The following is a 23,216-nucleotide window of genomic DNA, read 5'->3' as shown; positions in this document are numbered from 1 at the left end:
TGAATCCCGAGTGTTAGTTGCTTTTCAAGAGTGCTGGAAAGACAAATTGGTCGACGGCGGGCGCCGTCAATTTCCCGCGCACAAAATGGAAGCGCCCCATCCGTGATCCGGGTCCGCCGTTTGGCTGCCGACCTGATCCGCTCGATAGGGCGCTGGGCCTGCCGCCATGCCTATCAGGTGCATGTGCAGCAGATGGGAGAATCATAGCGAGCGCGTCGGCGCAAGTGGATGATCCAGATCAACCTTTTCGTTACGCATTTTTCAAGCTAGCTGAACTTGCGCGCCGCGTCGATTGCCAGACCGGCACCGATGCTGCCGAAGAGATCGCCCTCGACATGCGCTGCTGCCGGAAACATGGAGGCGATTTCCTGGCGTAACAAGGGCACGCCACTCGAGCCCCCCGTGAAGAACACGGTATCGACGCCATCGACGCCGACGCCGGCGTCCGCGAGCAGGCCGGAAACCGAGGTCCGGATGCTCTCGATGAGATGGGCGATGGCCGTGTTGAATGCGCCACGCCGCAAGGTGAACGCCAGGTCCGGCGCCAGCCGGTCGAGCAGCAGCGGCACGGCATCCGCATCGGACAAGGCAATCTTTCCTTCCTCGACCTTCTGCGCCAGCCAATGTCCGTCGCGCTGGTCGACCAGCTTGAGCAGGCGGGCGAGCTTCTCGCGCTCCTGCGCATCGCGGTAGACGTCCTGCAACTCGCGCCACACTTTCTGCGAATAGGCGAAGTTGATCGTGTGCCAGGTCGCCAGGTTGAAATAGTAGCTCGACGGCACTTCATTGTTGTTCGTCAGGCGGGTCCCGAGGCCGAGCATGGGCATGACGCCGGCCAGGCTCAGGTACTTGTCGAAATCCGTGCCGCCGATGTGCACGCCGCCGGTGGCAAGAATGTCGTCGTGCCGCTCTGCTTTGGTTGTGCCTTCGGGCGACAGCCTGACCAGCGTGAAATCGGAAGTGCCGCCGCCAATGTCGATGACGAGCACCAGTTCCTCGCGCTGGATGCCGGACTCATAGGTGAAGGCGGCCGCGATCGGCTCGAACTGGAACGCGACGTCGGCAAATCCGGCCTTGCGGGCGAGGTCGAGCAGGGTGTTTTCGGCAAGCTTGTCCGCGGTTGCGTCGTCATCGACGAAGTGGACTGGCCGGCCGAACACCGCGTGCGTGAACTGACGTTGCGCCGACTGCTCGGCGCGCAGGCGGAGTTCGCGCAGGAATTGCGCGAGCAGTTCGCGGAAAGGCACGGCCCGTCCCTGGACTTCGGTCTGCCCGTCCATCAGGCCGGTCCCAAGGAGGCTCTTCATCGAGCGCATCAGGCGTCCTTCGTAGCCGGACAGGTAATCGGCCAGCGCGGCGCGTCCGAACGTCGTGGTGTTGTCCTCGGCGTTGAAGAACACGACCGAGGGCAAGGTGGCTTTACCGTCTTCCAGCGGAAGAAGCAGGGATGCGCCCGGACGGATGCAACCGACCGTCGAGTTGGAGGTGCCGAAGTCGACGCCGCAGGAATGGGACACGTGATGCCTTTATTCGTTGTTGTTGCCGCGCCGGGCTTCGGCGAGGGCGATGGTCAATTGCTGGATCCTGGCTTTCAGGCTTGCGTTTTCCGCTTTCAGTTCCACGATACGCGCGTTGGCTTCGCCAACATCGTCGATCGTTTCGTGCGGTTCGGGAGCCGCTTCCACCTTTGGCGCCTTGGGCGGCGCTTTCGCCTCCCGCACCTGCTTGGCGACCTGCCGCAATTCCTTCTTTCCGCCGTTGACGGCGGCGACCTGTTCTTCGCTCGGCAGGGAGGCGACGGCAGCGGCTGCATTCAGCGAAATGGTGCCGGTGCGAACGGCTTCCACCAGCTCGGGCGTGGCCGTCTTCTGGATCTTTTCGATGCGGCTGACCGTGTTGCTGCTGATGCCGGCGACCTTCGCAATTTCTTCCCGGGTGGCGAGCGGCGCGCGCTCTGGCGCCGGTTCGTCCGCGGTTTCCGGTGTCGCTTCCGGCTCAGCCTCCTTTTGCGCCTTCAGGCGGTCGGCCAGGATCGCCTTCTTGCGCAGGGCCAGCATGCCGCGCTGGAAATCCGAGACGCTGCGGCGGGCAAGATGGTTGTCGATCATCCACAGCATCACATCCTCGATGCTGCCGAATTTGTCATTCTGGACCGTGTTGAAGGGAATGCTGTGTTTCTGGCAGATCGCGTAGCGGTTGTGCCCGTCGATCAGGATGTCTCCCCAGACGACCAGGGCGTCCCGGCAGCCTTCGGCAAGGATGCTGCGCTCCAGCGCTTCGTATTCATGGGAAGTCAGCGGGTCGACATAGGCCCGCAGTTCGTCGCTAATCCTGATATTCATGCTTTCCTGAAAGATTGAGAGTCGGCACCTTCGCAAGTGACGGCGCGATCGAGGGGGACGTATTCTAAGGGAAAGGGGCAGGAGGGCGCCACTCTCGCGCGAATATTGCTGTGGCATGAATTATGTTATATGCTTTCTGTAGAAAGGAGTGAGGCCATGACGACTGCCCTGTATGCCCCGCAAGCAGATGCTGCGGCCACCCTGACCAAGGCTGTAGTACGCGCGGCCGGCCTGGTCGGCGTCACGCAGCAATCCCTGTCCCGTATCCTCGGCGTCAGCGCCGCGACGGTGTCCCGCATGTTTTCCGGGCAGTACCGGCTTGCGCCCGAGCGCGGCAAGGAATGGGAACTGGCGGTGCTGTTCGTGCGGATGTACCGTTCGCTGGATGCCATCTTCGGTCATGCCGACGCGGCGCAGCAGTGGCTGAACGGCGACAACCTTGGCCTGATGGGCAAACCCATCGAACTGATCCAGAGCACCGAAGGCCTGGTTCGGGTCCTGCACTACCTGGATGCGCACCGTGGCCGTGTTTGAGCCGCGGGACACGGCACTCGACTTGTGGCGGGCGGTCGAGGCGCAGCACCGGGTTTCCACCATGGTGCTGGTCGACACGCTTGATGAACAGGCGCTGCTGGAAAGCATACTCGACGCTTCCAAGCCGCCGCTGGCGTCATCGCAGCGCAGCCTGCACTATCTGCTGTTTACTCCGTTCCGCTATCCGCCTCATCCCAATGGGTCCCGGTTTCGCGGACCGTTCGATCCCGGCGTGTTCTACGGCGCCGAGGCCATCCGCACTGCTTGCGCGGAACTGGGCTACTGGCGCTGGCGGCTCCTCAATGACAGTCCGCAACTGCAATCGATTCCCCCCGTCCCGCAGACCTTGTTCCGCACGGCAGTCGCTGGCCCGACAATCGACCTGCGCGAGCCGCCATGGTCCGAACGTCGCCGCCACTGGACCGATCCGCATGACTACGGTTCTTGCCAGCAGCTCGCGCGCGAAGCACGCGTGGAGGGCGTGCAGGTAATCCGCTACGAGTCCGTACGCGATCCGCAGCCGGGTGCTTGTGCCGCCGTACTCAGCCATGCGGCCTTCGTGAAGCCGGTTCCTGAAGAAAGCCAGACGTGGACGCTGGCGGTGTTCCGCCAGCGGGTGTTCTGGCGCCGCGATTCGATTTTTGACGAGGAAAGCTTCGACTTCGACGCAACCCGCTGGACCTTGCCGGACTAGCAGAGGCAGGGTTCATCGCTGCCTCTTTTCAGCGTTGTGCGCTCTCTTTCCGCACAGAAGATACCGCGAAGCGGAAATTTCATTCATAGTGGAGCGGCTGCAATCGCCGCTGCCATTGCGCGGAATGAACGGCAAGACAATGCGCTGACGCAGCAAGGTTCTGCAATCAATGCGTCCGGCAACGAACACGGAGACCGCTCATGGACGGTGCAATCAGATCGATCGAGGCGATCTTCGACGCCATGCCTCTCGCACTTCTGGAGGTATGGGGAAGATTCGGCTATCTGCTCGGCTTTTTCTTGATGGTCTGCGCTTTCGGCGGGTTCACCTTTCGACCGGGAAATCAATGGGGCCTTGGCCGCCAACGGCAGACATGGGACGCCAAGGCCCTGCGCAGCCTTGTGCTGACGTTCGTGCTTGTCCTTGGTTCAGGCTATCTCGGTTCGTTCATCGTCCTGGTCCCCGGCGCTCAGACCTTTGAATCGCTGAAAGACCTGTCGGTTTTCCTCTGCATTGTCCTGTTTGGTTATCCTGCGCTAATCATCGTCCCGTTCGCCTACGGCTTGTCGGACCTGATCGAAGGCGTTCCGCCGGCATTCCTGCTCGACTGGTTTTTCGGATACTTCATCAACCCCGCCTGCTTCTGGATTGCGTACCAACTGATCGGCAAGAATCCCGATTTCAGGCAGGTTCGGACCTGGGGCATGTACCTTCTCTTTGTTTTGGGTTTCATGGGCATCGAGCCGCAGCTCTGGGGGTACATCTGTTCCGGGAAATTCACGCCGGACATTTCGTATCGGACCATTACGCCGGCACTGTTTTTTACCACCGGAATTACCTGGATCATTGCGCCGTTCGCGATGCTGGTTGCATTGCCGCTGGCGCGCAGGGCCGGCATGTTCTGGGCGGAGATCCCCGGACATGTGCGCGAGCGGCTTCTGAGACGAAAAGAATGGCTTTGGGAATCCGGCAAAGCGGATACGTCGACTGTCGGTGACACGGTGCATCACGGGGTGCCGATCCGGATGTTTCTCGTCGCGCCCTTCATCGTGCTGGTGCTCGTCATGGTGGCATCCACGGCCTACTTTTCCTTGCGCAGTTCGGAACAGTCCGCGACCAAGCTGGCTGCTCGCATTCACGAGGACAACCTCTCCATTATCCGCCTCTACCTGAACGACCATATGGAAATGACGCAGGGAGCGGATGACCCGGCGCAGTTGGAGGCAATCAGCCAGTTTTTGCAGAGGCTGTCATTTGCCCAGCATGGCCGCATCTTCATTCTTGACCGCACCGGAAGGCAATTGGCCTCGTCGGTCAATTCCGTCCAGCCTGTGGGCTTGGAAAACGGGGGAGCGCTCGTGGAGCGGCAGGCTGCGGCCATGCTGACGCAGATATCCGGCTCGCTGGAGCAGTTGCAATCCGAAGTGCAGTTCAGGTTTGATGTCGTCACCGCCAAGCCCTTATCGCGCGAAACCTGGCTGTCGCATGCCGCGCCTTACCGGAGCGGCGCCGCAGACTGGATCATGGTGACTGCCATGCCGTCCGCTTACTACCTGGAAGGAGTGAGGACAGGAAACAGCCGGTCTGCAATGGTCTTCGCGGTGGCGCTGACGCTGTCGCTCTTGGTTGCGGCGTATCTCGCAACGGTCGTCACCGCACCGATTTGCCGTATCTCGCAGGCATCGGAGCAACTGATGAAAGGTGATCTGGCACAACGGGTTCCCCACAGCAGGCTGGGAGAATTGGGCATGCTTGCCCGCTCGTTCAACGGGATGGCCGAGGCGCTGCAGAAATCCTTCAGCGACCTCTTGAGCGAAGTGGAAATGCGGAAGCGCCGTGAACGGGAGTTGGAAGAAAGCCAGTTGCGTGTCCGGCTCAATGAAGACCGGCTTCAACTGGCCACGAGGGCTGCCGGCCTCGGTATCTGGGACTGGGATGTGGAGCGGAACGAGCTTGTTTGGGACGATGCGATGTATCAGCAATACGGCATCGACAAGACGGCGTTCAACGGCGCCTACGAAGCATGGTCGAAGTGTCTTGCCGCGGATGATTTCGAAAGAGCATCCGCCGATGTTGCCGCGGCCTTGCGGGGAGAGCGTGATTTTGACTCGGAATTCCGGGTCTGCTGGCCTGACGGCTCGATCCATACCATCAAAGGGATTGCACAGACGATCAGGAGCGAGGACGGACGTCCGGTACGCATGGTGGGCGTGAATTATGACATTACCCAGCAAAAGCACGCGGCGGAGGAAATCATGAAACTCAACGCGGATCTGGAAGCCCGGGTGATTGAGCGGACTGCGCAGCTGGAAGCCGCCAACAAGGAACTCGAGGCCTTTTCCTATTCGGTGTCGCATGACCTGAAGGCGCCACTGCGCGGGATCGACGGTTACAGCCAGCTGCTGGAAGAGAGCGTTTCGCCGCATCTCGACGAAGAGGCAAGGGAATTCCTGCGGAATATTCGCAAGGGCGCGGCACAGATGCATGCGCTCATTGAGGATCTCCTGGACTATGCACGCATGGAACGGCGGGCCCTCGGCGACGACGAGGTGAACCTGGCGGCCTGGGTCAACACCATCGTCCAGGAATTCCGCCATGACGTTACCGAGCGCAATTTTGAGCTCCGCTGCAATGTCCCTCCGCTTGCTGCGCGTGCGGATCGTGAAGGATTGGCGATTGTCCTGCGCAATCTGATCGACAATGCGCTCAAGTTCAGCCACAACGCGAAGCCGCCGATCATTGACATCGGCGCGCGCGATTCGGGCGGCAACGTCATCCTGTGGGTGCGCGACAACGGCATCGGCTTCGATATGAAGTTCCATGAACGCATTTTCGACATCTTCACTCGCCTGCACCGTACCGAGGAGTACGTCGGGACCGGGGTGGGCCTGGCCCTGGTGCGTAAGGCCATGCAGCGCATGGGCGGTCGGGTCTGGGCGGAAAGTGCATTGGGCCGGGGCGCTACCTTCTTTCTGGAGTTAAGGCATGGTTGACACTGCATCGCCTTCCCGGCCAGTCCTGCTGGTCGAAGACAATCCGGTCGATGTCGATCTGACAAAACGCGCCTTCGCCCGCCGCAAGATGGCCAACCCGATCGAGGTCGCGAGGGACGGGGAGGAGGCTGTTGCCTATATCGCGCGCTGGGAGGCCGGCGAACCGACGCCCTTGCTGATCCTGCTTGACCTCAAGCTGCCGCGGGTCGGTGGGCTGGAGGTGCTTGCGCAATGGCGGGCCCATGACGTCAGCCGGGCGATCCCTGTCGTCGTGCTCACGACCTCGAAGGAAGACAGTGATATCGAGGCCGCATACCGGCTCGGCGCCAATTCCTACATCGTCAAGCCGGTTGAGTTCAGCCGCTTCCTCGAAGTGGCGGCGCAGATCGAAGGGTATTGGTGCGCGCTGAACGAGCCGCCCCGGCCTGCGAGGAGTGGCGAATGAATACAGCCTTGCCTGACAGGGTTCTCTACCTGGAGGACAATCCCATGGATGCCGACCTGGTGCGCCGCGCGCTGGCCAGACAGGCACCGCACATGTCGCTGGATATCGCGCCTTCCCTGGTCGAGGCGATGCGTCTCGTGGCACCGGACATGCCTCCGTATGACTTGATCCTGTCCGATCTGCGGCTCCCGGATGGCAGCGGCATGGAATTGCTGGCCCATGTGCGGGAGCGGCGGCTGCCGATCGCAGTGGTGATCCTTACCGGCTCCGGGGACCAGGCGTCGGCCATTGCCGCGCTGAAGGCAGGGGCAGACGATTATGTCGTCAAGCGCGCCGAGTACCATGTCCGCCTGCTTCCCACCATGAAGGCCGCGCTCGCCCGATTCCGGTCCGAATTCAATCGCAAGGCGCGCATCCTGCGGGTTCTCTATGCGGAGCACAATACCTTCGACATCGACCTGACGCGGCGCCATCTGGCTCGGTACGCGCCCCACATCCGGCTCAATGTGGTCAAGAGCGGCGAGGATGTGCTGATGGCACTGCCGCGCGCCACTGCGCGGGCGCTACCGTTCGACGTGCTGCTCCTCGATTATCAGCTGCCCGAGGTCAATGCCCTCGAGGTGGTGAAAATCCTGCGCGATGAGCGCGGGCTCGATCTACCTGTCGTCATGGTCACCGGCCAGGGCAGCGAAGATGTGGTTGCCGAGGCGCTGCGTATCGGTGTGGCGGATTACCTGGTCAAGCACGCCGGATATCTCTCGGAAATGCCCGCAGTGCTGGAGCATGCGCACCGACAGGCCCAGCTGGAGCGCGAACAGGAAAAGCTTCGCACGACAGCGGACCGCCTTCGGCAAATGCTGGAAGCCAACCCGACCATCCTGTATGTGCTGCATCTGGATGGAGAGCGCATGGCGCCGCAATGGATCAGCGAAAACGTCACGCGGGTTTACGGCTATACGGTGGAAGAATCGCTGCAGCCCGGCTGGTGGTGGTCGGGAGTGCATGCGGACGACCGCGAGTGGGTCATGGCGGAACGCCAGCGCCTGTTTAACGAGCACCGACTGACCCAGGAGTACCGGTTCCACGACAAATCGGGCGCGGTATGCTGGGTGCGCGACGAGATGCGGCTGTTGTCCGACGCAACAGGCAAGCCGGTTTCCGTGGTCGGCAGCTGGAGCGACGTGACGGAGGACCATCGGGCCAGCGAGCGCCAGCAATTGCAGGCGGCGGCTCTGGCCAGTACCCGCGACGCGGTCATGATTACCGACCTCGAGTCACGCATCATTTATGTGAATCCGGCTTTCACGGAAATCACCGGCTACACGGAAGCTGAAATCGTCGGCCGCAATCCACGCATCTTGCATTCCGGACAACACGAGCCGGAATTTTACGAAGCGATGTGGGAGCGCCTGCGCGAACGCGGCCAATGGCAGGGGGAGGTGTGGAATCGCCGCAAGAACGCCGATGTCTATCCTGAATGGCTGACCATCAGCGCGGTACGCGATGCGAGTGGAAAACCCACGCATTTCGTGGCCGTCATGACCGATCTGACCGTGATCAAGCGCAGCGAGGAGCAACTCGATCACCTCGCGCATTACGATCCGCTCACCAACCTGCCCAACCGGGCGTTGCTGAGGTCGCTGCTGCAGCACGCGGTGGAAAAGGCGCAGCGGCGGAGAGAGCAGGTCGGCGTTCTTTTTCTGAATCTGGACAAGTTCAAAACCATCAATGACAGCCTCGGCCATGTCGCCGGCGACCAGTTGTTGATGAGTGTTACGGCCAGGCTCACCGAACGCCTCGCCGGGCGGCAATTGCTCGGCCGGCTGAGTGCCGACGAATTTGTCGTCGTTGTGGAGTCGCTGCTTGGCGCGGAGGATGCCGAGTCAATTGCCTTCGATCTGCGCAACGCCATCGAGGCGCCGTTCCTGGTGGACGGCAATCAGGAGGTTTACGTGCGGACCAGTATCGGCGTCAGCCTGTTTCCCCAGGACGGACTCAGTGCGCACGCCCTCCTGCAGCACGCCGACGCGGCGGTGCACCGGGCCAAGGAACGCGGCGGGAACCAGATCGCTTTCTATACCGCCGAACTGAGCATGCGCGCGCTTGCGCAACTCCAGATGGAGGCAGGCCTGCGACGGGCACTAAGGCACCACAAGTTCGTCCTTTATTTCCAGCCCAAGGTGGATCTGGCGAGCGGCCGGATCACTGGCGCCGAAGCCTTGCTGCGCTTGCCGCGTTCGAACCAGGAAATCGTGTATCCATCGGAGTTCATCCCGCTCGCCGAGAAAAGCGGGCAAATCGTGGCCATCGGCGCCTGGATCATCGATGAAGCCTGCCGCCACCTCCGCACGTGGAACGACGCCGGTTATACCGATATCACCGTGGCGGTTAACGTGTCGGCCCGCCAGTTCCGCAGTGAAGACCTCGAGGCGGTCGTCGAAAGTGCCCTGGCGCGGCACGGTGTCCCGGCTCATCAACTGACGCTGGAACTGACCGAAAGCATGCTGGTGGATTCGCCCGAGCAGACGATCGATCGCCTGCGCAGGATGAAGCGTAGCGGGCTGCAATTGGCGCTGGACGATTTTGGTACCGGCTACTCCAGCCTGGGGTATCTGAGCCGCCTGCCGATGGACCAGCTCAAGATCGACAAATCGTTCGTGGTGGATATCGTGAACGACCGCAATGCGGCCAATATCGCCAGCTCGGTCATCGACCTGGCCCATCGCATGCAGCTGCGAGTGGTCGCCGAGGGCGTCGAAACCGAAGAACAGCTGGCCTACCTCGACCAGAACCACTGCGATGAAATCCAGGGCTACTACTTCAGCCGGCCGGTGCCCGCCGAGGAGTTCACTCGCCAACTGCAAAACAATAAAACGCTCAAGACCATGCGCCGGCACTGAAGGTCTGCACCGTTGCGGTGCGTGCGCGCGATGCGATGCGCCTCCGTAACGCAAAACTTCCCACTTTGATGCGCGTCCTTGCGCAGATCGCCGGAAAAACGCCTTGAGCGGCTTGGCATGCCGATTGCTCAATAGGGTTCGCAGGGCAATGGTGCCTTGCGTTAAGAGTCCGCCGTTGGGCTCCCGTGCACTAAGACGATGACTGCCTCCGCAGCTCGCGTGCGCGCACCCGGATCGATACAACGATGCCAACGAATATCCGCAGCTTCGGCCTCCCGCGTGAGGAGACCCCATCAAACAGCAACAGCCGCTCCCGGCTGGCCGCGCTCCTGACTTTTTCCTCAGCCTGGTTGACAGGCACACCGTTCCGTACAGCGTATGCAATCGCGCGCCAGGCGCGCAGTGCGCAATCCGATTTTTGATTAAAGGACTGGGCGCACTACCAGGTGCGTCATCAACATAGCAAAGAAGGAAGACAAATGAAGATCCTTGTAATTGGCCACGGCATGGTAGGACACAAATTTCTCGAGAGCCTTGACGGGTCCGGACTGCGGGACGCCGAGGTAACGGTCCTGTGCGAGGAGCCGCGTCCCGCATACGACCGCGTCCATCTCTCGGAATTCTTCTCCGGCAAATCGGCGGACGACCTTTCGCTCGTATCGCCGGGCTTCTTCGACCGGAACAACCTGCTGCTGAAGCTGAACAGCCGCGCCGCATCGATCGACCGTGCAAACAAGACGGTCACGACCGCCGGCGGCGATGTACTTCAGTATGACAAGCTGGTCATGGCAACCGGTTCCTATCCCTTCGTTCCCGCCGTGCCCGGGAAGGATCGCAAGGACTGCTTCGTTTATCGCACCATCGAAGACCTGGAAGCGATGCTGGAATGCGGCAGCCGTTCCAGGAGCGGCGTGGTCATCGGCGGCGGCCTGCTCGGCCTCGAATGCGCCAAGGCCTTGCGGGACATGAAGCTGGAGACGCACGTTGTCGAATTTGCGCCGCGCCTGATGGCCGTGCAGGTCGATGACGGCGGCGGACGTGTCCTGCGCAGGAAGATCGAGGAGCTGGGCGTCAGCGTGCATACCCAGAAGAACACGGTCGAGATCGTCGACGGCGAGCAGGCGCGCCACCGCCTGGTGTTCGCCGATGGCACCCAACTCGAGACGGACATGATCGTGTTCTCCGCAGGCATCCGCCCGCGCGACGAACTGGCGCGCCAGAGCGCACTCGCACTTGGTCCGCGCGGCGGCATCGCCATCGACGGCAACTGCCTCAGCTCCGATCCGGACATCTATGCCATCGGCGAATGCGCCGCATGGAATGGACAGGTCTTCGGCCTGGTCGCGCCGGGTTACGACATGGCGCGCACCGCCGCGAAGCACATCGCGGGCGAGGCTGTCCTGTTCGCCGGCGCCGACATGAGCACCAAGCTCAAGCTGATGGGCGTCGATGTGGCCAGCATCGGCGACGCGCTCGGCACGACGGCCGGCAGCCGCGCCTATCAGTTCACCGATGAACGCAAGCAGGTCTACAAGAAGATAGTCGTCTCCGAAGACGGCAAGCATCTTCTTGGCGCCGTGCTGGTGGGGGACGCTGCCGAATACGGGAGCCTTTTGCAAATGATGCTCAACAAGATCGAGCTGCCGGAAGCGCCTGAATTCCTGATCCTGCCGCAAAGCGACGGCAAGGCGAAACCGGGCCTCGGCGTCGAGGCGCTTCCTGCGTCGGCGCAGATCTGCTCCTGCAACAACGTCTCGAAAGGCCAGTTGTGCGACGCGGTAGCTGGCGGTGCGACAAACGTTGTCGAGCTGAAGTCCTGCACCAAGGCCGGTACGGCTTGCGGCGGCTGCGTGCCGCTGGTGACGCAGGTGATGAAGGCCGAGATGAAGAAGCAGGGGCTCGCCGTCAACAATCACCTCTGTGAACACTTTGCGTATTCGCGCCAGGAACTGTTCCACCTGATCCGCGTCGGCAAGATCAAGACCTTCGACGCCTTGCTCGAAGCGCATGGCAAGGGCCTGGGCTGCGACATCTGCAAGCCGGTTGCCGCGAGCATTTTCGCCTCCTGCTGGAATGACTTCGTGCTGAACAAGGACCACGCCAGCCTCCAGGATTCGAACGATTATTTCCTTGGCAATATCCAGAAGGACGGTACGTACTCGGTCGTGCCGCGCATGCCGGGCGGCGAGGTGACGCCCGACGGATTGATGGCGGTGGCGCAGGTTGCCAAGAAGTACGGCCTGTACACCAAGATCACCGGCGGCCAGCGCGTCGACCTGTTCGGTGCCCGCGTCGAACAACTGCCCGCGATTTGGGAAGAGCTGATCGCTGCCGGATTCGAATCCGGCCACGCCTACGGCAAGTCCCTGCGGACCGTGAAATCCTGCGTCGGCTCGACTTGGTGCCGCTACGGCGTCGACGACAGCGTCGGCCTGGCGATCGAGCTGGAAAACCGTTACAAGGGCCTGCGCGCCCCGCACAAGATCAAGTTCGGCGTCTCGGGCTGCACCCGGGAGTGCGCCGAGGCGCAGGGCAAGGATGTGGGCGTGATCGCTACCGAGAAGGGCTGGAACCTGTATGTCTGCGGCAACGGCGGTATGAAGCCGCGCCACGCCGAGCTGCTGGCCTCCGACCTGTCGAAAGAGGAGCTGGTGCGCTACATCGACCGCTTCCTGATGTTCTACATCCGTACCGCTGACCGCTTGCAACGGACCAGCGTGTGGCGCGACAACCTTGAAGGCGGTCTCGACTACCTGAAGGATGTCGTCATCAAGGACAAGCTCGGGCTGGCGGCTGAACTGGAAGCCGACATGCAGCACGTGGTCGATACCTACGAATGCGAATGGAAGAATGCCGTTACCAATCCCGAGACGCGCAAACGCTTCCGCCAATTCGTCAACAGCGACGAGCAGGACCAGACCGTCGTCTTTGTCGAGGAGCGCGGGCAGATCCGTCCCGCCTCTCCGGAAGAACGCGGCGCCACCATTCCCATCATTGCTAAAGCAGCCTGAGGTCGAAACCATGAGCCACGAAAACAAAGCAACTACCTGGAGCGCGGTGTGTTCCGTCGATGACCTCGTTCCCAACACGGGTGTCTGTGCGCTGGTGCAGGATCGCCATGTCGCGGTCTTCCACGTCAAGGGCGGCGCGGACCAGCTTTTCGCCATCGACAATTACGATCCCAACGCACAAGCGAGCGTGCTGTCGCGCGGCCTGGTCGGCAACCTTGGCGAGCGTATTGTCGTCGCGTCGCCGATCTACAAGCACCATTTCGACCTGAAAAACGGTCAATGCCTCGAAGCCCCGGAGAACTCGGTCAACGCTTATCCGGTTCGCGTCGAGAAAAGGACGGTCTGGGTCGGCATCTGACCTGACGCAGGTGGCGCGATGAACGCCGTGCCACCGATCCCGCAATACAAGAGAAGTATCGGGCGCAGTCCCCGAGGGACGCGCGTTGCCCGTGCAACGGTTTCATTCATTGATTAACTCGGTTAATCGCACATTTTCAGGAGACATCATGGCCTATCTGGCACCTTCGGAGTTCGTCACCAAGATGGTGGACGCCGGCGAATCGAAAATCTACATGGCGACAAGGGATGCGCTCATCCGCGCCTACATGGCGGGTGCGATCCTGGCGCTGGCTGCCGTGTTTGCCGTGACCATCTCCGTGCAGACCGGACAGCCGCTCGTCGGCGCGATGCTGTTCCCGGTGGGTTTCTGCATCCTCTACCTGCTCGGATTCGACCTCCTGACCGGCGTGTTCGTGCTGACCCCGCTGGCCTATCTGGACAAGCGACCGGGTGTGACGATCAAGGCCATCCTGAAGAACTGGGGCATCGTTTTCCTCGGCAATTTCGCCGGCGCGTTCACGGTCGCCGTCCTGATGGCCATCGTCTTCACCTACGGTTTCTCGGTCGAGCCGAACAAGGTCGGACACGCCATCGGCGTGATCGGCGAATCCCGCACCCTCGGCTACAAGGAATACGGCGCGGCAGGGATGCTGACCCTGTTCATCCGCGGCATGCTGTGCAACTGGATGGTCTCCACGGGTGTCGTCGGCGCCATGATTTCCACCACGGTGAGCGGGAAGGTGATCGCGATGTGGATGCCGATCATGGTTTTCTTCTACATGACCTTCGAGCATTCCGTGGTCAACATGTTCCTGTTTCCGTCCGGCCTGCTGCTCGGCGCGAAGTTCTCGCTCATGGACTACCTGATCTGGAATGAAATTCCGACCGTGCTGGGCAACCTGATCGGCGGCCTGATGTTCACCGGCCTGACGCTGTACACGACGCACGTGAAAACCGCGCCGAAGCGTACGTTCAACTGATCCGTTGCATAATGGTAAAGCCCCGGCGCCCATCCGGCCCCGGGGCTTTTTGTCGATGAACAATCAACTCGTCCTCACCATCGGCCAGCATTCTGACAAGGGCTGCAAGCCTGCGAACCAGGATTTTCATGGCACTTATGTCCCGCGCGAACCGCAGCTCGGTTCCAAGGGCGTGGCCGTCGCCGTTGCAGATGGCATCAGCAGCAGCGATGTCAGCCATATCGCCAGCCAGACCGCGGTGACCAGCTTCCTCGAGGATTACTACTGCACCTCCGACGCATGGTCGGTGAAGACCTCCGGAGAACGGGTCCTCGTTGCCGCCAATGCGTGGCTCTACTCGCAGACCCAGGCAAGCCAGGGGCGCTACGACAAGGATCGCGGTTATGTCTGCACCCTGAGTGCGCTGGTCGTCAAATCGACGACGGCGCACCTTTTCCACGTTGGCGATACACGCATTTATCAGGTGCATGGCAACACCCTGGAGCAATTGACCACCGATCACCGCGTGCAGGTGGCGCCAGGCCAGAGCTACCTGGGCCGTGCGCTGGGTATCGACAGCCACCTGGAGATCGACTACCGGACGCTGCAGGTCGAGCAGGGCGATTGTTTCGTGCTCGCCACAGACGGTGTGTATGAGTTCGCCGATGCGGCATTCATCGTCACCGTCCTCCGGGAACATGCCGCTGATCTTGACCGTGCAGCCCGTCTCATCGTGGAAGAAGCGTTGCGCCGGGGCAGCCAGGACAATCTCACCGTCCAACTGGTGCGGGTCGATGCATTGCCGGCGCCCGACGCCAATGAGGTCTACCGGCAGATGGCTGGATTGCCGTTTCCACCTTTGCTGGAGTCGCGCGCGGCGTTTGACGGATACAAGATCATCCGCGAACTGCATGGAAGCAGCCGCAGCCACATTTACCTCGCAGTGGATTTCGCGTCGGAGGAAGTGGTCGTCATCAAGACACCCTCGGTGGACATGCAGGGCGACCCGGCCTATCTGGAACGATTCCTGATGGAGGAGTGGGTGGCGCGACGGATCAGTAATGCGCATGTCCTCCAGCCGTGTGCGCAGGTTCGCAAGCGGGGATACCTCTACGTCGTCATGGAGTACATCGAGGGCAGGACGCTGACGCAATGGATGATCGACAACCCGAAGCCGGATCTCGATACTGTGCGCGGCATCGTGGAGCAGCTGGCGAAGGGGCTGCGAGCCTTCCATCGGCTCGAAATGCTGCACCAGGACCTGCGGCCGGACAACATCATGATCGATGCGACGGGGACGGTGAAAATCATTGACTTCGGCTCCACCAAGGTCGCGGGCCTGATGGAGATCCGCACCGCGGTAGAGCGCCAGCACATGCTCGGCACGCCGCAATTCACCGCGCCGGAATATTTTCTGGGGGATGCGGGATCAGTGCGTTCCGACCTGTATTCGCTCGGGGTGATTGCCTACCGCATGTTGACGGGCAAACTGCCTTACGGGATCGAGATCGCGCGGGCGACATCGCGGGCGGCGCAACGCAAGTTGCACTATGATCCGGTGCGAACCACGGCACGGCAGATTCCACAGTGGGTGGACGATGCAATCGCGAAAGCGGTGCATCCTGATCCGGCCAAACGTTATGAGGACCTGTCGGAGTTCATCTATGACCTGCATCACCCGAACAAGGCGTTCCTGAACCGGACGCGCCTTCCGCTGATCGAGCGTGACCCTGTCCATTTCTGGAAGGTCGTGTCCCTGGTGCTCCTGGTACTGGTTGTTGTGCTGCTGGGGATGCTTACAAACGGGGCGGGAAGATAAGCCTTCCGCCTGTTCAGGCGGCGAGCCGGAACTGCTCCTGCCTGCGGTCCATGGCCATGCGCATCTCCGCCGACGCTCCCTTGAGATTCCGGCGGAATTCCGTGGGGTCGTAGATGATGGTCAGACGGCCGAATTTCTTCCGCGTCTCGTCGAGTTCGAATACGCTCATTCCTTCCACCGACACTTGACGGCCGCCGGGGAAAGTCCAGGTGTACACAAACTGGAGAGCAACCGAGCGTGCGTGGTGAAGACCATCAAAGACATTCGTGAGTTTCGTCACCGCATAACCGCAGGATTCGAAGACACGCTGATGAAACGTCATCACATCCAGTTCGCCCAGCAAGGGCGCTTTGACCGATGCGTCGTTGGTAAAGAGGTCGAGGATGGCTTCCTGATCCTTGCGGTTGAGGGCTTCCTGGTATTTGCGGCACAGTTCGTAGGCGTACATAGTGGAAGTAAATAACCTTGATTAACTAGAGGTTATTGTTTCCCAACGGGAAGCTGTCATATTGATCGGGCGCAAATGTATGGTTTGGCGGGGGCGTTCAATCCTTCCATTTCGCCATCGTTACGGTCGTTCCCCTTCCGATCTCGGTGTTCACCTCAAAGTCGTCCATCATTCGCCGCGCAGCGCCGAGGCCGATCCCGAGGCTGTTCCGTGTTGAAAAGCCGTCGCGCATTGCTTGTTCCAGATCCGCGATGCCGGGCCCCCTGTCGGCCACGGTAACCGATAAACCTCGTCGGTTTCCCGAGCAGAGCATGCGCAGGTTCACTGACCCCTCACGCGCGTGGAAAAGGGCGTTGGAGGCGATCTCCGATACGGCAGTAGCGACTTTTACTGAGTCGATGGCGGTCATGCCGAGTTCACGCGCCAGTCGCTGGCCTTCCTTCCTGGCACGCAGGACGTCGACCTCGGACTTGAGCAGCAGTGTGACATCGTCCTCATCCATGGGAACGGCGCGACACGCTACTTGAGGTAGTGCAACGGAAAGTAAAGCAGTGCGGCCATGCCGAGGGCGCCGAGACAGGTCACGACGGCCACGATGAATCGCGAGAGCCGGTCGGCCTTCGTTTCCTTGGGAGCAGGGGGAATACGGTCTTTCATTTGAGCCTCCATTCCCCACAGTTTAGCCAAATGCGCGGGGTACGAATCTCCTTGACCGATCGAGAAGCGGGGAATAATATGATGAGCATCATATGAAATTGGGCAGGTGCCATGACTTCGCCAACCCGGTCCGGCCGGAAACAGGACTCCTACGAACGCATCCTCGAGGCAGCGGCGCGCGCCGTGCGCCAGGACGGATTCTCGCGTGTCGGCGTCGCCGATGTCATGCGCGAGGCAGGTTTGACGCATGGCGGGTTTTACGCCCATTTCAAATCGCGGGACGCCATGCTGGCCAAGGCGCTGGAGCATGCGGGCCGAGCCAGCGCCGAGAAATTGTCGCGACGGATCGCGGCGCAGCGGGAACAGGGCGGTAGTGCGTTCCGCGCCCTCGTCGAACGCTATCTGTCCGAAGCGCATCTGTCGTCCCCGGAATCCGGTTGCCCGGTGGCCGCCCTCGGCTCCGAAATGCCGCGACAGCAGGATGAATTACGGGCCGCGTCCTGCGATCGCGTGCGGGGATTGGTGGATATCGTTCGATCGGCCTTGCCGCCGGGACTACCGGAGGACGCCGCCTTGGTTGCAGCCAGTACGATGGTCGGCGCACTTCAGCTTGCCCGCACCTTGGGCAACAACACCCAGGGCAAAGCCTTGCTTGCCGCCAACCGGAATAGCTTGCTCCGCATGTACGACGTGCAGCCCGAAACAAAATAGGTTTTCAACACGCCGCCGGGATCCGGCGGTTTTTATTTCGCCGGAAATATGACGGTCATCATATGACGGCGGTTTGATAGAAGGAGTGAGCATGGAAAAGCCAATTGCCGTCGCCCTCAACCCCGGGGCGGCCCTGCATGACGAGGAGGCGCGCAGCTCGCCATGGCCGACGTTCTGGATTGCCAGCATCGCGGTTTTCCTCGTATCGCTGGACACCACGGTGCTGTACGCCGCATTCAATGCGCTGCGCGCGGGATTCCCGGGCGCGACGGCGGCAGGACTGTCGTGGGTGCTGAATGCCTACACCGTCGTCTTCGCCGCACTCCTTGTCCCCGCCGGCGGCCTCGCCGATACGTACGGACGAAAACGAGTTTTCCTCACGGGCGTAGCGGTGTTCCTGCTGGCATCGGCGGCCTGCGGAGCGGCGACGAGCGTCGAATTCATGGTGGCGGCCCGCGTGGTCCAGGCGATTGGCGCCGCGCTGCTGACGCCGTCCTCGCTGTCGCTCGTTCTCGACGCCTTTCCAAAGGAAAAGCGCGCGGTGGTCGTCAGTATCTGGGGCGCGGTCGGCGGTGTTGCCGCCGCATTCGGCCCCGGCGCCGGGAGCTTCATCGTCGATGCTTTGGGCTGGCCGTGGGCGTTCTTCATCAACCTGCCGCTGGGCGCCGTTTCCCTGTTCGCCGGCATGCGTCGGCTTCCGGAAGTCAACGGTGAAGGCAAGGGAAGAAGGGCGGACTGGCCCGGCGTACTGCTGCTGATCGCTGGCGTTGGCGCGATCGCGCTGGCCATCACGCAGTCGGAATCTCCGCACTGGAGTGCCATGCAAGTGGCGGCAGCGGCATTGTCCGGATTTGCCATCCTCGCGGCATTCATTGCCTGGCAGCGAAAGGCGCCTTCGCCGGTGGTGGATCTTGCCCTGTTTCGCAACCGCACGTACAGCGCGGTGAATCTTGCCACGCTTGCGTTCGGCACCGCGTTCGCCATGATGTTCTTTGGCTACTTCGCCTTCATGACCGGGGTCTGGCATTACAGCCTGCCCGTCGCCGGGATTGCCGTGACGCCCGGTCCGTTGACGGTCGTACCCGTCGCCATCATGACCGGACGTCTCGCGGCGCGTTACGGCCACCGGCCCTTCCTGGTCACCGGCGCGGTCATCTATGCCATGGCCGGCCTCTGGCAACTCACGATTCCAGGGACCGAACCCGCCTACCTGACGCAATGGCTGCCCGGGCTGCTGCTGAGTGGAACCGGTGTCGGCATGGTGCTGCCCAGCCTGTCCGGCGCGGCGGTCGCCAACCTCCCGCCGATGCATTACGCCGTCGGAAGCGCGGTCAACCAGGCGGTGAGGCAGATCGGCACCGTTCTCGGTGTCGCATTCACTGTCGTGTTTGTCGGACACGCCGGCTTGAGCCGGTCCGACTTCGTGCCGTTGTTCGGTTTGCACGTTGCGCTTGCGCTGACGACCGCGCTGCTTTGCCTTGCGGTTAATACCCGCCCGGCTGCAAGGAGGGCATAAGGGGCAAGCCAGGCATCAGGTGTTGCACAAAATAGAGGTGCTGCACGGAAATCCTCAATATACTGTCGCCTTTGGGAGCCCCGCCGCCGGGGGGCTCAATTTCTTTCTGATGCAGATTCAAAAGTGACAACGTTCCGATTTCGGGCTGCAGCTTGCGTGCTGGCGGCCGCAATTTTCATTCTTTCGCCAGGCGTATCCGCAGCGGCTCCAACGGTCGAGCAGACACTCGATGTCTTGAAGGCCAATCCCGAGGCCATGAGTGCCGTGCGCCTGTTCGTCGGCAATGGGGCGCCGTTCTGCACGATCGGCGCCGAAGCCGACAAGACCACGTTCGCTGATAACGATCGCATTGCCGTCCTTTACTCGCCCGCATTCCGGGCCTGGCACGGCCGAGGCGCGGTGACGCGCTATACCGAGGTCAAGGCCAGTGTCCCGGCGCTGTTCCAGGCGATGAAAACCGTCCGGTGCCAGATCGTCGTCGAAAAAGCAAAAAACATCGTCGCACTCGTCAACTTGCTCGACCAGGACGAGATGCGCTACTCCATTCTGCCGGCACCCCTGGGCCCCGAGGAACTCGCGGAGGCCTTTGCCGCATCACTGGGTTTTGCGAGCCACGCAGACCTTGTTCTTGCAGGGCATATGATGGCCAGCAACGAGGAACTGCGCGTCTATGCCCGGTTCGGCATCAAGACCGCGGCCGCGTACGATGAGGCGCTCGCACGCATGCAGTCGCAGGGATACAGCCAGGACAAGTTGGACATGCTTGCCTTCCTGGCCGACGAAGCCGAAGGAAACCGGCGCAACCTCACTCCCGCGGCAATCAGGGAAGAGCGCCTGGCACGGACTGCGGCAACCGCGAAGTAGCGCGGATCTGCCGGTATCGATTGACATAGAGTAAAGAATTCACATGGCGGTTACGGAATGGTTCGGGTGGTCGGCGCTGTGGCTCTTGCCATTGCTCTGGCGGCTGTCGAAGGCGTTTCTGTTCAAGGGAACGCAGTTGCAGGGGCAGGGCAGCATCCGGTTGTGGCTGGGGAGTGCCGCGGTTTTCAGCGCGAGCAGTGCGCTGGAAGCCTTCGTGCGCAATAGTAGCGATGGCGCGGGCAGCAGCGTCCTGTTCGGGCAGGCAATAGGCACGGCGGTCGTGGATGTCTTTGGCATGGCATTCGGCATCGTGCTTCTCCTCGCGACCCTGGTCGTGACCTTGCCGTGGGTGTTCGGTGGCGGTGCATCCGGCATCATGCTGCGCTTCTTCCGGGCCCGTGGCGACTCGCCGGAGCGGGGCAGCCGGGTTCCCGCGCGATACGTGTCCGAAAAGCCGGCAGCTGCCGCGCCGATTCGCGTCAGTCCGCGGCCGGCGACTGCGCCGATCGCGCAGGGGAACGCCTCCTGGAAACTGCCGGCGACGTTCTTTGGCAGGGACGCGGTGGGCAAGCGGACTGAATCGGTATCTGCGCCCGTCGAGAAGGGGGCGCCGGCCGCGCGCTCGACCGAAGAATGGGCGCCCTTCGAAAGCATTCGTCCTACATCCGCCATGCTTGCGCGTGCCAAGGCTGTGGAATCGGCCAAGGTGCGACAGGCGCAGCGGGAAACGGTACGTATCGTCGTGAAGCCGCCCACGCCCATCCGGCCGGTTGCGCGACCGCCGGAACGCCTGCGTGAAGTGCGGGTGGAGAGGGCGCCGATACCGCAAGTGGAAGCTCAGTCTTCGGTGCCGGTCCACATTCCTGTTGAAGAAATCCTGCCAGCGGTCGTGCCGTTAGCAATGGAAACCGAGGTACGCCGGGAGCCTGCGATGGCGATAGTCGAAGCGCCGATTGTCGCCGAGGAGCAGGTGCCCGAAGTCCTCGAATACATGACCGCGCCGCAGGAAGCGATCCAGGATGCCCCCGCTGTCGTCATCCAGCCGCCCGTATCCATTGTGGCGCAACCCGCGGTTGTCGCGCCGCGCCCGCCCGCCGGCGAACCCTTCGCATTCCAGCCGCCTGCCGAAGTCGACGTCGACCTCCCCGGCCTCGATCTGCTGGACAAGCATCCCGACGACACGATCGAAATCTCGGCAACCGAACTCGCCGAGACCGGCCGCCTGATCGAACAGCGCCTCAAGGAATTCAAGGTGCCGGCAAACGTGCTGGGCGCATCCGCCGGACCGGTGATTACGCGCTTCGAAATCGAACCCGCTGTCGGCGTCCGCGGTGCGCAGATCGTCGGCCTGATGAAAGACCTCTCGCGTGCGCTCGGCCTGACCTCGATCCGCGTGGTCGAAACCATTCCCGGCAAGACCTGCATGGGTCTCGAACTGCCCAACACGCGGCGGCAAATGATCCAGCTGTCCGAAATACTTGCTTCCGATGCCTATCGCCACTCGCGTTCGCACCTGACGCTCGCGATGGGCAAGGACATCACCGGTACACCCGTGGTCACCGACCTGGCGCGTGCTCCACACATGCTGGTCGCGGGCACGACCGGTTCCGGCAAGTCGGTGGCAATCAACGCAATGATCCTGTCCTTGCTGTACAAGGCGACACCGGAAGATGTGCGCCTGATCATGATTGACCCGAAGATGCTGGAGCTGTCGGTGTACGACGGCATTCCGCACCTGCTGGCGCCGGTCGTGACCGACATGAAGCTCGCGGCCAATGCACTGACCTGGTGTGTTGCTGAAATGGAAAAGCGTTACCGCCTCATGTCGGCGCTCGGCGTGCGCAACCTCGCCGGATTCAACCAGAAGATCCGCGACGGCCGGGCACAGGAAAAGTTCGTGACGAATCCTTTCTCTCTGACGCCCGATGCGCCCGAGCCGCTGTCAACGCTGCCAATGATCGTCGTGGTCATTGACGAGTTGGCGGACTTGATGATGGTCGCCGGCAAGAAGATCGAGGAACTGATCGCACGCCTGGCCCAGAAGGCACGCGCCGCGGGCATCCACCTGATCCTGGCCACGCAGCGTCCGTCCGTGGACGTGATCACCGGCCTGATCAAGGCCAATATTCCGACGCGCGTCGCGTTCCAGGTGTCGTCGAAGATCGATTCGCGCACCGTGCTCGACCAGATGGGTGCGGAGACGCTGCTGGGGCATGGCGACATGCTGTTCCTGCCGCCCGGCAGCGGCTATCCGCAACGCGTGCACGGCGCCTTCGTGTCCGACGAGGAAGTGCATCGCGTCGTCGAATTCCTCAAGCAGTTCGGCGAGCCGGAGTACGAGGAGGCGATCCTCGCCGGGGCGCCGAGCGAAGAAGCCACCGGCGATCTTTTCGGGGACACGGGTGGCGCGGAGTCCGACCCGCTCTACGACGAAGCCGTGGCGTTTGTCGTCCGCAGCCGTCGCGCATCGATCTCCGCTGTGCAGCGGCAACTCCGAATCGGGTACAACCGCGCGGCGCGGCTCGTGGAGCAGATGGAGACGGCAGGCGTCGTATCCGCCATGTCCACCAACGGCAGCCGCGATGTCCTGGTTCCCCCATCCTCCAGTTGAATCGATGTGGTTTCCGGGCTGCGGCCTTGTCAGGCTTTTTTGACCCGCAGCAAGGAAATTCATAATAGTCAGCCCGGTCTGCGCCGTTTCATTTCTCCAACAGTAGACTGCTGACGGAATACCTAGGAATCCTCATATGAAAACAGTGCTCAACTGCTTCGTTCTGTCGTTGTGTGCCGTCGCGTCGACCGCCTTTGCGGCAGAGCCCCAGCCGGCCAAGCAAGTGGCGGAGGTGCAGAAGGACATCAACTCCATCGTCGCCAACTGCGAGAAGAAAAAACTGCCTGCCGAGCAGGAAATCGAATGCATCGAGCAGGGCTTCCTCGAATTCATGGAAGAGATGGCCGAGCAGCGCGCCGCGTCGCTGCGCTGA

At 61.8% G+C, this 23,216-nt stretch carries 19 protein-coding genes; 14 read left to right on the top strand and 5 right to left on the bottom strand.

Features of this window, described 5'->3' with window-relative positions; translation table 11 throughout:
* Window positions 1-266: 266 nt before the first annotated feature.
* Together ACNOHI_RS22365 and ACNOHI_RS22360 are read right to left on the bottom strand one after the other, a co-directional pair.
* A complete protein-coding gene (locus ACNOHI_RS22365; RefSeq protein ID WP_420476928.1) occupies window positions 267-1,517 on the bottom strand; it encodes an Hsp70 family protein in 1,251 nt (416 codons plus the stop codon).
* Between the two features lie 9 nt (window positions 1,518-1,526).
* Entirely contained in the window at window positions 1,527-2,342 is an 816-nt protein-coding gene (locus ACNOHI_RS22360; protein WP_420476927.1) for a hypothetical protein, read from the bottom strand.
* Window positions 2,343-2,498: 156 nt separating this feature from the next.
* Between ACNOHI_RS22360 and ACNOHI_RS22355 the strand changes: the two genes are divergently transcribed.
* The 9 genes from ACNOHI_RS22355 to ACNOHI_RS22315 all read left to right on the top strand — a co-directional run bounded on the left by ACNOHI_RS22355 (window position 2,499) and on the right by ACNOHI_RS22315 (window position 16,036).
* A complete protein-coding gene (locus ACNOHI_RS22355; RefSeq protein ID WP_420476926.1) occupies window positions 2,499-2,876 on the top strand; it encodes an antitoxin Xre/MbcA/ParS toxin-binding domain-containing protein in 378 nt (125 codons plus the stop codon).
* The gene (locus tag ACNOHI_RS22350) at window positions 2,854-3,570 is read left to right on the top strand and encodes an RES family NAD+ phosphorylase (RefSeq protein ID WP_420476925.1); all 717 of its coding nucleotides are present in this window, start codon (window positions 2,854-2,856) and stop codon (window positions 3,568-3,570) included. Before ACNOHI_RS22355 ends, ACNOHI_RS22350 begins: the two co-directional genes overlap by 23 nt.
* Before the next feature lie 200 nt (window positions 3,571-3,770).
* Complete coding sequence (locus ACNOHI_RS22345) at window positions 3,771-6,563, top strand: ATP-binding protein (protein WP_420476924.1); 2,793 nt, start codon at window positions 3,771-3,773, stop codon at window positions 6,561-6,563.
* Window positions 6,556-7,008: a response regulator gene (locus ACNOHI_RS22340; RefSeq protein ID WP_420476923.1), complete on the top strand. Its 453-nt coding sequence runs from the start codon at window positions 6,556-6,558 to the stop codon at window positions 7,006-7,008. The genes ACNOHI_RS22345 and ACNOHI_RS22340 overlap by 8 nt, the downstream gene beginning before the upstream one ends.
* Window positions 7,005-9,908, top strand: a complete 2,904-nt coding sequence (locus ACNOHI_RS22335; protein WP_420476922.1) for an EAL domain-containing protein — start codon at window positions 7,005-7,007, stop codon at window positions 9,906-9,908. The genes ACNOHI_RS22340 and ACNOHI_RS22335 overlap by 4 nt, the downstream gene beginning before the upstream one ends.
* A gap of 479 nt (window positions 9,909-10,387) precedes the next feature.
* Window positions 10,388-12,919: a nitrite reductase large subunit NirB gene (nirB, locus tag ACNOHI_RS22330; RefSeq protein ID WP_420476921.1), complete on the top strand. Its 2,532-nt coding sequence runs from the start codon at window positions 10,388-10,390 to the stop codon at window positions 12,917-12,919.
* Window positions 12,920-12,929: 10 nt separating this feature from the next.
* Window positions 12,930-13,277: a nitrite reductase small subunit NirD gene (gene nirD / locus ACNOHI_RS22325; protein ID WP_420476920.1), complete on the top strand. Its 348-nt coding sequence runs from the start codon at window positions 12,930-12,932 to the stop codon at window positions 13,275-13,277.
* A 148-nt stretch (window positions 13,278-13,425) separates the two neighbouring features.
* A complete protein-coding gene (locus ACNOHI_RS22320) occupies window positions 13,426-14,238 on the top strand; it encodes a formate/nitrite transporter family protein (protein ID WP_420476919.1) in 813 nt (270 codons plus the stop codon).
* A 55-nt stretch (window positions 14,239-14,293) separates the two neighbouring features.
* Complete coding sequence (locus ACNOHI_RS22315; RefSeq protein ID WP_420476918.1) at window positions 14,294-16,036, top strand: protein kinase domain-containing protein; 1,743 nt, start codon at window positions 14,294-14,296, stop codon at window positions 16,034-16,036.
* Between the two features lie 13 nt (window positions 16,037-16,049).
* Here ACNOHI_RS22315 and ACNOHI_RS22310 read toward each other — a convergent pair whose 3' ends face one another.
* The 3 genes from ACNOHI_RS22310 to ACNOHI_RS22300 form a co-directional block, all read right to left on the bottom strand.
* Entirely contained in the window at window positions 16,050-16,484 is a 435-nt protein-coding gene (locus ACNOHI_RS22310) for a nuclear transport factor 2 family protein (protein ID WP_420476917.1), read from the bottom strand.
* Between the two features lie 97 nt (window positions 16,485-16,581).
* On the bottom strand, window positions 16,582-16,986 hold the full coding sequence (locus tag ACNOHI_RS22305) for an anti-sigma regulatory factor (protein WP_420476916.1): 405 nt from the start codon (window positions 16,984-16,986) through the stop codon (window positions 16,582-16,584).
* 17 nt (window positions 16,987-17,003) lie between these two features.
* Complete coding sequence (locus ACNOHI_RS22300) at window positions 17,004-17,141, bottom strand: hypothetical protein (protein WP_420476915.1); 138 nt, start codon at window positions 17,139-17,141, stop codon at window positions 17,004-17,006.
* A gap of 111 nt (window positions 17,142-17,252) precedes the next feature.
* On the opposite strand from ACNOHI_RS22300, the gene ACNOHI_RS22295 reads away from it, so the two are divergent.
* The 5 genes from ACNOHI_RS22295 (at window position 17,253) to ACNOHI_RS22275 (ending at window position 23,216) form a co-directional block, all read left to right on the top strand.
* Window positions 17,253-17,852, top strand: coding sequence for a TetR/AcrR family transcriptional regulator (locus ACNOHI_RS22295; protein ID WP_420476914.1), 600 nt, complete (start codon window positions 17,253-17,255; stop codon window positions 17,850-17,852).
* Window positions 17,853-17,943: 91 nt separating this feature from the next.
* Window positions 17,944-19,368, top strand: coding sequence for an MFS transporter (locus ACNOHI_RS22290; RefSeq protein ID WP_420476913.1), 1,425 nt, complete (start codon window positions 17,944-17,946; stop codon window positions 19,366-19,368).
* Window positions 19,369-19,524: 156 nt separating this feature from the next.
* Entirely contained in the window at window positions 19,525-20,232 is a 708-nt protein-coding gene (locus tag ACNOHI_RS22285) for a hypothetical protein (protein WP_420476912.1), read from the top strand.
* Window positions 20,233-20,275: 43 nt separating this feature from the next.
* Window positions 20,276-22,843 (top strand): DNA translocase FtsK, encoded by a 2,568-nt coding sequence (locus ACNOHI_RS22280; RefSeq protein ID WP_420476911.1) that lies wholly within the window; start codon window positions 20,276-20,278, stop codon window positions 22,841-22,843.
* Between the two features lie 136 nt (window positions 22,844-22,979).
* On the top strand, window positions 22,980-23,216 hold the full coding sequence (locus tag ACNOHI_RS22275; protein WP_420476910.1) for a hypothetical protein: 237 nt from the start codon (window positions 22,980-22,982) through the stop codon (window positions 23,214-23,216).

Source organism: Noviherbaspirillum sp. ST9 (genome assembly GCF_048799745.1).
Classification (GTDB): Bacteria; Pseudomonadota; Gammaproteobacteria; order Burkholderiales; family Burkholderiaceae_D; genus Noviherbaspirillum.
This window is presented reverse-complemented; position numbering and strand designations above follow the sequence as displayed.